Source organism: Eubacterium ramulus (assembly GCF_003122485.1).
In the GTDB taxonomy this organism is placed as follows: domain Bacteria; phylum Bacillota; class Clostridia; order Lachnospirales; family Lachnospiraceae; genus Eubacterium_I; species Eubacterium_I ramulus_A.
Map to the genome: position 1 here is coordinate 1 of NZ_JRFU01000016.1, position 8,354 is coordinate 8,354.

An 8,354-nucleotide genomic window follows, 5' to 3' on the forward strand; every position below is an offset into this window, starting at 1 on the left:
CTGACCAGAATCACGCACCAAGTCTCACGTGCGTTCGACTTGAATAAAACAGGAGGTTGACAAGGAGATGTATAGAGAAATATATTTGACAGACAGACAGACAGACAGACAGACGGACAGGAGATTTAATATGATTTCGAGAGCAAAGAAATATGTGGCAGTATTACTGGCTTTTGTAGGTGTGTGTATGATATTTTCTCCCCAGACTGCATATGCAGCCGAGGACAGTTCGCAGCATGAAACTGTCAAAGTCGGTTTCTTTGCCATGGATGGTTATCATGTGATGGATGAAGAAGGCAACCGCAGCGGGTATGGCTATGATTTTCTTCGGCTGATGGCCCGTTATTGGGATGTAGATTACGAATATGTCGGATATGATAAGAGCTGGGATGATATGCAGCAGATGCTTGAAGATGGCGAGATTGACATGGTAACATCTGCCCGCAAAACACCGGACAGAGAAGAAAAGTTTGATTTTTCACGTCCGATCGGAACCAATTATGGGATGCTGACCGTCCGCAGTGACAACAGCACGATTGTGGACGGCAATTACAGCACTTACAACGGTATGCGTGTGGCGCTTTTGAACGGAAACACCCGGAATGAAGAGTTTGCGGATTTTGCAGACGACAAAGGATTTACATATGTTCCATCTTATTTTGATACGACCACAGAAATGGATGAAGCCCTTCAGAGCGAAAAAGTTGATGCGATTGTTACCAGTTCTCTGAGAAAAACAAACAATGAGCGAATCGTGGAGAAATTTGGCAGCAGCGATTTCTATGTCATTGTTAAAAAGGGCAATACAGAATTGCTGAATGAGATCAATTATGCGATCGATCAGATGAATGCGGTTGAGGGTGACTGGAAAACGACGCTTTACAATAAAAATTATGAAAGCATAGAAACTAAGAATCTGGAATATACCAAGAAAGAAAAAAGTATTATTTCACAGTATTCCAAGGACAACCCGCTTCATGTTCTGTGTGATCCGACCCGTTATCCATATTCTTATAATGAAAATGGTGAGATGAAGGGTATTATCCCGGATTACTTCCGGAAAATTGCAGACTATGCCGGGATTTCCTATGAGTTTCTTACACCTGCCACCAGAGATGAGTATATTGCTTATCAGAAAAATAAGGAAACCACAGATATGAGCATCGATGCGCGCCTGGAAACAGATAACTATGCTGAGACGAAAAAATGGGGGATTACTGCACCTTTCATTACGATGCAGCTGACAAGGGTGACACGGCGTGACTTTGATGGAAAAATTAATGTTGTTGCTACTGTTGACCAGACAGCATCAAATTCAATTGAAGATGCAATGGCACCCGGTGCAGAAAAACTGATGTGCAGTACCCGACAGGAAATGATGGAAGCTGTCCGTGAGGGTAAAGCAGATGCTGCCTTCGTCTACTATTACATGGCACAGGCGTTTGTGAACAGTGACACTACGGGCACCATGACATATACTCTGCTGGAACAGCCTACATTCACCTACCGCATGGTAATTTCATCAACTGAGAACCATGCGCTGGCTGGTATTCTGACGAAAGCAATGTATGCCATGCCCCAAAATCTCGTTGAAGATCTTGCAGCACAGTATACCACATACAAAGCAACAGAGCTTACATTTGTTGACTGGATCCGTCTGCATCCTGTTGTTACTGTTTGGGTTCTTCTTATTTTTGGATGGCTGCTGACTGCTATGGCTGGGATAATGGTGCGTCTCAGTGCAAGAAAAAAAGCTCAGAAGGCGGCCCAGGAGAAAGCTGAGGAAATGGCGGAACTGGCAGAGCATGCACAGGCTGCAAACAAGGCAAAAACAGCATTTCTGTCACATATGTCCCATGATATGAGGACACCGATGAATGCAATCATAGGATTTACCGGTATTGCAATGAAAAACAATCCGTCAGACGAAGTGAAAAATTGTCTGGAAAAGATTGACGAAAGCTCAGAGCATTTACTGTCGCTGATCAATGATGTATTAGATCTGACCCGCATCGAAAGTGGAAAAGTGAATTACAATCCGGTACCGGCGGATGTGAAAAACATTACAGATTCTGCATTGGATATTACAAAAGGCTTTCTTACAAACAGGGATATCAACTTTAAGATTCAGCGTGAAGAAGCAAAGATTCCAAATGTACTTGCGGATCCTGCACGCCTGCGTGATGTGCTGGTCAATATTCTGAGCAATGCCGTGAAATTCACTCCGGATGGAGGGAAGATTACATTTGAAGCCCGGTGTCAGGAAAAGGGCGGGGATGGATATATAAATATGCGTTACCGCATTTCGGATACTGGTATTGGCATGAGTGAGGAATTTACAAAAGAAGTTTTTGAGGAATTTGTACAGGAAGATTCCGATGTGAGAACGCAGTACCATGGCGTTGGACTGGGGATGGCTATCGTAAAGAAGTATGTAGATATGATGGGTGGAACCATTTCCGTGCAGAGTAAAAAGTATGAGGGAACCACTTTTACTGTGGATATTCCTTTGGAAATTACAGATAAGGAATGTAATAAGTCAGATACAGGTTTTTCTGAAAAGGTAAATCTTACAGGTGTGAATGTCCTTCTTGCAGAGGATAATGAACTGAATGCAGAGATTGCTGCCGTGCAGTTGGAAGAGTTCGGGATGAATGTAGAAAGAGTTGTGGATGGAAAGAATGCTGTTGAGATTTTCAGAAATCATCCGGAAGGCACATTTGATGTAATCCTGATGGATATCATGATGCCTGAAATGAATGGTTATGAAGCGGCAAAAGCGATCAGGGCAATGAATGACAGACCGGATGGAAAAAACATTCCTATTATAGCAATGACAGCTAATTCATTTGCAGAAGATGTTCAGGCATCACTGGATGCAGGAATGAACGCACATTTGTCAAAGCCGATTGTGATTGATGAAGTTATAAAAACGATTTTAAGGTATGTATATAATTGATTAGCAGAGGTTCATGAATTAGTGGAATACAATTGACAGGAGGAATAAAATATGACAATGCAAGAGTGTTATGAAGCTATTGGAGGAAACTATGAAGCTGTCTTGGGACGCCTTCACAGCGAAGCACTGATTCGGAGATTTGCATTAAAGTTCCTTGAAGATCAGAGTTATATACAGTTAAAACAGGCATTGGAATTCTCATGGATATGCAGATGCCCGTCATGGATGGAATAGATGCTGCAAAGCATATTCGCCAGATGGATTCAGAAAGTGCTGAAATTCCGATCATTGCTGTGACTGCCAATGCTTTTAAGAGTGATGAAGAACATTGTGCTGAAGCAGGAATGAATGCTCATCTTTCAAAGCCTTTTGATATAAATAAACTAATGGAAGTACTTACATCCCTGTTGGACTTAGAATATACGGAGAATGAAAATGTTCAATAAAGAAAAGCAAAGTGATAATAATATCTTTTTACTGAATAATACAAAGTTAAATGAAAACTGTCAAAAAATCGTACAGGATGCAGTGAGCGAACTGAATATTGTTGGATTCATGACAGGATATTATGATGAAAATCTTACAATCACACAGGTCAGTTCACACATGTTGAAGAATCTGGGATATACGTTTGAAGAATTTCAAAAGAAAACATCAGGTTCTCTGAGAAATCTTTTCTATGGAGAAAACCAGACCTTTCTTGAATACGACAGGTTCCAGCGCCTTCAAGGGTGTGGGGAAGGACAGATGCTGATGAGTGATGGCACACCTGTATTTGTCCGTATGTGCAAGAAAGATGCCATAGCAGATGATGGAAAGCAGGTATGGGTATTGTCTGTTCAGATTGACTGGATGCAGCAGAATCTGAAACTGATCAATAACGTGATCCATTCTGCGATGTGGCGTTTTGATTGTGACAAAAGCGGAAATATTAAGGAAGTGTACTGGAGTCATGAGTTTCGCACGATGCTTGGGTATCATGACATTCTTGATTTCCCAAATAAACTGGAATCGTGGGCAGATTTGTTACATCCAGAAGACAAGGAAGCAACACTTACACTGTTAGAGCAAGCAATTCAAGACAAAACAGATAGTGTGAAATATGACTGTGAATACCGCTTGAAGATGAAAGATGGTTCCTATCAATGGTTCCGGGCAAATGCCGAGACAACCAGACGTCTGGACGGAACAGTACGTCTTATTGTCGGTACATTCATAAATATTGACAAGAGAAAGCAGAGCGAGATGAAAGCACAGAGAAATGAGGCATTTCATCGCGCCTATACAGAGGGAAACATCTGCGAGTATTATGTAAATCTAAAGGATAATTCTTTTGAGTCACTAAAAGTAGAGGATTCCCTTCTGGAGATTTTTGAAAAGAGCCATACATGGGATGAACTGATTCAGGCATACCTGGATAATTATGTTGTTGATGAGGACAAGGAAGCGGTTTCTCATTTTTACAACCGTAATTTTATTGTTGAAAAACTGAGTGAAGGTTCAAAAGAAATCACTCTTGAATGCAGAATACGGATAAAAGGTGAGGAACGTTTGGTTCGCAACGTCCTTATGAGAGGAGAAAAAAATGACGGTTCCCGTTATGCAATGATTTTTGTCCGGGATATTACAGAAGCCAGAAAAGAAATGGAAAACATATTGGAGCTGACACGTAAGAATGATGCGATGGATCTGCTTCTTCAGGGAACAATGCGTCTGGTCAATCGTTTTGCTATGTGCAATCTGGAAGATGATACTTATAAGTTTTATAGTCTGCACGGAAAAAAGCCACCATACGATGCTTACGGAACATATCATGACCTGATCAGGAGGATTGCATCCCGCTATAAAGTGGTGGCAAAGGATGAAACGATTGACAAAGTGATTTCAGCAGACCATATCCGTGGCATGATTAGAAGTATGGATGATATTTATAAGCTGGAATATTGTACGGAAGATGAAAAGAATTTTAAGAGCATGGCTTTCATTCCTTTGTCTTGGAAAGACGGAGTACTTGAAAAGGTGCTGTTGATCTCACAGGATACCACTCAGGAAAAACTTGCGGAGATAGAATCGAGGATTGCTTTGAAGGAAGCTTATGAAGCGGCTAACAAGGCAAACAGGTCAAAGACAGAATTTTTATCAAATATGTCTCATGATATTCGGACTCCGATGAATGCAATCGTTGGTATGACAGCCATTGCCGGAGCAAATATTGATCATCCGGATCGTGTGATCGATTGCCTTGGAAAAATAACCAAGTCGAGTCGTCATCTGCTTGGTTTGATTAATGAAGTACTGGATATGTCACGCATTGAAAATGGAAAGATCGAACTGACGGAAGAAGACTTTAATCTGGATGAACTGGTAGATAACTTGATCGCAATGACACGTTCCGAGATTGAAGCTCACCATCATAATTTTGAAGTACAGCTCAACAAAATTGAACATGAATATGTAAGAGGAGACAGTTTAAGAGTACAACAGATATTTACCAATATTATGAGTAATGCCATCAAATATACCCCAGATGGCGGCAAGATACTGTTTTCTATTACGGAAAAGCCTACCACTTCCCTGGATATAGGATGCTATGAGTTTGTGATTCAAGACAACGGCATGGGAATGAGCGAGGAATTTCAAAAGGTTATGTTTGACCCGTTTACTCGTGAAGATGATAAACGCATCAGCGAAATCCAAGGAACCGGTTTGGGAATGGCAATCACAAGAAATATCGTCAATATGATGAATGGAAACATTAAGGTAGAAAGCAAGCTGGGAAAGGGAAGCAGATTTACCGTTACTATTTTCCTTCGTCTGCGAGATGAAAAGTCAGAGACTATTGATGAACTGGTCAATTTGCCCGTGCTGGTTGTGGATGATGATAAGATATGCTGTGAAGGAACAGTGGCTACTCTTAATGAGATTGGAATCGACGGAGAGTGGGTACTGTCAGGAAAAGAGGCAGTAGAGCGTGCGGTGAAACGTCATGAGAATGGCAATGATTATTTTGTATATATTATTGACTGGCAGATGCCGGGAATGGATGGAATTGAAACAACAAGGCAGATACGCCAAAAGATAGGACCTGATGTTTCTGTCATTGTTCTGACGTCCTATGATTATACAAAAATCGAAGAAGAAGCCAAAGCAGCAGGAGTAGATGAATTCATTTCAAAACCGTTGTTCCGCTCAAGACTTACCGCAGCACTGCAAAAAATAATATCCGGAAAGCCGAGTCAGGATGCAAGAGATTACCTGAAAAATATCGCTGCAAGTGATTATACAGGAAAGAAAATCCTTTTAGTGGAAGATAATGAACTGAACAGAGAAGTTGCAGCTGAGATCATAGGTATGACAGGTGCTGAGATTGAAACGGCTGTAAATGGAAAAGAAGCTGTAGATAAGGTAGCAGATCATCCAAATGGATATTATGATTTGGTCTTTATGGATGTGCAGATGCCGATTATGAATGGGTATGAGGCGGCTACAGCTATCCGTTCCCTGCCTAAACACAAAGGTGAGCTGTTGCCAATCGTTGCAATGACGGCAAATGCATTTACGGAGGATGTGATACTTGCAAAGAGTGCAGGAATGAATGAGCATATTGCGAAACCTCTTGATATGGAAAAATTGAACAGAATGTTGCACGAATGGATGTAAGCCACGATAATAAAAAAATCAACTTTCAGATGATATTGGAAGTACGCTGGCAAAATCAGCACCGTTGCTGATGTGCACCCTTTCCGTACTGTTTGCCTATAAAGTTGGACTGTTTAACATCGGAGCATCTGGTCAGTATGCGGTGGGCGCAGGTTTTGCCCTGTATTTTGCCATTCATTTTAATGCACCGTGGTGGTTGTGTCTGCTTCTTGCAATGCTTGGCGCTGGCAGGTCTTGGCGCTGGATTCTTATATTTAAGTGGAATTGAGCAGTGGTCCTGTGCACAGACTGCCGTTCCAAACATGGGATTCAACGGAATCGCAGCAGCGTTCCTTGGTGGTATCCATCCGATTGGTGCGATTTTTTCCTCTTTCTTTATTCAGCATATTACAAGCGGTGGCGCATATGTTGATAAGATGGTTTACTGTTCTCAGATTTCGGATCTGATCGCAGCAATTATTATTTACTTCTGTGGATTTGTACTGTTCTTCAAACACTGCATGAACCGCAGATTTCAGAAGGCAGAAGAAAAAAGAGCGAAAGCGGAACAGCAGGCAGCAGATTCTGTGGGAATTAATGTGTACAAGATGCGTTATATCGGTGTATTGATTTCAGGATTTTTAGGCGGACTTGGCGGAATTGTGTACATTACCGCAGGTGTTTCTGAGTGGAAGTTTGAAAACGGTGTGGCAGGTTTTGGATTCCTGGCACTGGCAGTTATGATCTTCGGACAGTGGAGACCGAATCTGATCGCATTGACAGCTGTACTGTTCGGATTGTTTCGTGCATTATCTAACGTATATTCCGGATTTGATTTTCTGGCTTCCCTGAATATTCCGGCAACATTTTACAAGATGCTGCCGTACATTATTTCCCTTCTGGTACTGGCGCTGTTTTCCAAGAAATCGAGAGCACCGAAGGCAGAAGGTATTCCTTACGACAAGGGCCAGAGATAGTAATTGTTATAAAAAATGTATCGAAATATGACTGAGATAAGGATAAATTGAAGATATAGATACAAGAGACATATAAAGTTAATATACAGATAAAATAAAGGAGCAAGATACATGGGAATTGTAGTTATCGGAGATGTATTTATTGACATCAAAGGATTTTCAACATCCACCTATATTCCATACGGAAGAAACCTTGGAACCATCGAGCAGATCCACGGCGGCGTAGGTAGAAATGTTGCAGAAGATATTGCGAACGTAGAACTGGAGCCGATTTTCATCGGAGCCGTAGATGACGATTCCATCGGGGAGGATGTCATACAGAAACTAAACCGCCACAAAGTCGATACCAGATATATGAAAAAAGTAAAAAACGGCATGGGAACATGGCTGGCAGTATTTGATCACAAAGGTGACGTGGTTGCATCCGTTTCCAAGCGCCCGGATCACAAACCGATGTCTGAGATTTTGGACGAGCATGGCGATGAGATTTTCAAAAATGCAGACAGCATTGCCATTGAAATCGACATGGATCAGGATGTAACAAAAAAGACTTTCGCTTATGCGGAAAAATATAATAAGAAGGTTTATGCACTGGTTTCCAATATGAGCATTGCCATCGAGCGCCGGGATTTTATTCGAAAAACAGGATGCTTCGTGTGCAACCAGCAGGAGGCAGGAATTCTGTTTTCTGAGGATTATGAAAATATCACCCCGGAAGAACTGTGCGCAATTCTGCAGGATCGTATCCGTTCTGCAAAGATTCCGCAGATGGTTGTTAC

General features: G+C 41.6%; 7 protein-coding genes. All 7 read left to right on the plus strand.

Features of this window, described 5'->3' with window-relative positions:
* Window positions 1-67 precede the first annotated feature (67 nt).
* On the plus strand, window positions 68-2,959 hold the full coding sequence (locus LG34_RS01880; RefSeq protein WP_109214627.1) for a transporter substrate-binding domain-containing protein: 2,892 nt from the start codon (window positions 68-70) through the stop codon (window positions 2,957-2,959).
* Between the two features lie 51 nt (window positions 2,960-3,010).
* The gene (locus LG34_RS01885; protein ID WP_181369251.1) at window positions 3,011-3,193 is read left to right on the plus strand and encodes a hypothetical protein; all 183 of its coding nucleotides are present in this window, start codon (window positions 3,011-3,013) and stop codon (window positions 3,191-3,193) included.
* Window positions 3,181-3,405: a response regulator gene (locus LG34_RS01890; RefSeq protein WP_242979773.1), complete on the plus strand. Its 225-nt coding sequence runs from the start codon at window positions 3,181-3,183 to the stop codon at window positions 3,403-3,405. Before LG34_RS01885 ends, LG34_RS01890 begins: the two co-directional genes overlap by 13 nt.
* A complete protein-coding gene (locus tag LG34_RS01895) occupies window positions 3,395-6,619 on the plus strand; it encodes a hybrid sensor histidine kinase/response regulator (protein WP_109214629.1) in 3,225 nt (1,074 codons plus the stop codon). The genes LG34_RS01890 and LG34_RS01895 overlap by 11 nt, the downstream gene beginning before the upstream one ends.
* 70 nt (window positions 6,620-6,689) lie before the next feature.
* Window positions 6,690-6,887: a hypothetical protein gene (locus LG34_RS16995; RefSeq protein ID WP_242979774.1), complete on the plus strand. Its 198-nt coding sequence runs from the start codon at window positions 6,690-6,692 to the stop codon at window positions 6,885-6,887.
* Window positions 6,802-7,575 carry an ABC transporter permease gene (locus tag LG34_RS17000; RefSeq protein ID WP_242979775.1) on the plus strand — a complete coding sequence of 258 codons (774 nt, stop codon included), beginning with the start codon at window positions 6,802-6,804 and terminating at the stop codon, window positions 7,573-7,575. The genes LG34_RS16995 and LG34_RS17000 overlap by 86 nt, the downstream gene beginning before the upstream one ends.
* A 111-nt stretch (window positions 7,576-7,686) precedes the next feature.
* Window positions 7,687-8,354 (plus strand): PfkB family carbohydrate kinase (locus tag LG34_RS01910; protein WP_109214630.1); only part of this gene is annotated, 668 nt, incomplete at its 3' end.